Origin of the sequence: Thermomonas alba (genome assembly GCF_022419205.1) — a bacterium.
Taxonomy (GTDB): domain Bacteria; phylum Pseudomonadota; class Gammaproteobacteria; order Xanthomonadales; family Xanthomonadaceae; genus Thermomonas; species Thermomonas alba.
On sequence record NZ_JAJOZU010000029.1, the window covers coordinates 1 to 804 of the forward strand.

Annotated in this window: 4 protein-coding genes; all 4 read right to left on the minus strand. The window is 40.8% G+C overall.

Going from position 1 to position 804, the window contains the following annotated elements; translation table 11 throughout:
• A partial coding sequence (locus tag ML342_RS11555; RefSeq protein WP_240127171.1) for a hypothetical protein occupies window positions 1-217 on the minus strand: 217 nt, incomplete at its 3' end.
• On the minus strand, window positions 139-312 hold the full coding sequence (locus ML342_RS11560; RefSeq protein ID WP_240127172.1) for a hypothetical protein: 174 nt from the start codon (window positions 310-312) through the stop codon (window positions 139-141). The genes ML342_RS11555 and ML342_RS11560, both read right to left, overlap by 79 nt.
• Window positions 228-566: a hypothetical protein gene (locus tag ML342_RS11565; protein ID WP_240127173.1), complete on the minus strand. Its 339-nt coding sequence runs from the start codon at window positions 564-566 to the stop codon at window positions 228-230. Before ML342_RS11565 ends, ML342_RS11560 begins: the two co-directional genes overlap by 85 nt.
• A 29-nt stretch (window positions 567-595) precedes the next feature.
• Entirely contained in the window at window positions 596-736 is a 141-nt protein-coding gene (locus ML342_RS11570) for a hypothetical protein (RefSeq protein ID WP_240127174.1), read from the minus strand.
• Window positions 737-804 lie beyond the last annotated feature (68 nt).

An 804-nucleotide genomic window follows, 5' to 3' on the forward strand; every position in this document is an offset into this window, starting at 1 on the left:
CATTCCATTCCGTTCCTTTCCATTCCATTACATTCGGACTGATTCTATTCAACTCTCTTACTCTCCATTCCATTCCATTCCATTCGGGTTGTTCCATTCCATTCCATTCCATTCCACTCCATTCCATTGCACTCGGGTTTATTCCGTTCCATTCCATTCCATTCCATTCCATTCCATTCCATTCCATTCCATTCCATTCCATTCCATTCCATTCCATTCTATTCGGGTTAATTCCATTCCATTCCATTCCATTGCAATCGAGTTGATTCCATTCCATTCCATTCCATTCCATTCCATTCCATTCCTTTCCATTCCATTACGGATGATTCCATTCCATTGCATTCCATTCCATTCCATTCCCCTGTACTCGGGTTGATTCCATTCCATTCCATTCCAATCCATGCCATTCCACTCGTGTTGATTCCATTCTTTCCATTCCATTCAAGTTGAATCCATTCCATTCCATTCCATTCCATTCCATTCCATTCCATTGCACTCGGGTTGATTCCATTCCATTCCATTCCATTCCATTCCATTCCATTCCATTCCGTTCCATTCCATTTCATTACATTCAGATTGATTCTTTTTAATTCCCTTACACTCCATTATATTCCAATCCATTCTGGTTGTTTCCATTCCATTCCATTCCATTCCACTCCATTCCATTGCACTCGGGTTGATTCCATTCCATTGCATTCCATTCCATTCCATTCAATTCCATTCCGTTCCATTCCATTCCATTACATTCGGATTGATTCTATTCAACTCCCTTACTCTCCATTACATGCCATTCCATTCGGGTTG

Coding starts and splice junctions, on each gene's coding strand:
- ML342_RS11570 (WP_240127174.1), bottom strand. CDS start 736: ATGGAATGGAACGGAATGGAATTGAATGGAATGGAATGGAATGCAATG.
- ML342_RS11560 (WP_240127172.1), bottom strand. CDS start 312: ATGGAAAGGAATGGAATGGAATGGAATGGAATGGAATGGAATGGAATC.
- ML342_RS11565 (WP_240127173.1), bottom strand. CDS start 566: ATGAAATGGAATGGAACGGAATGGAATGGAATGGAATGGAATGGAATG.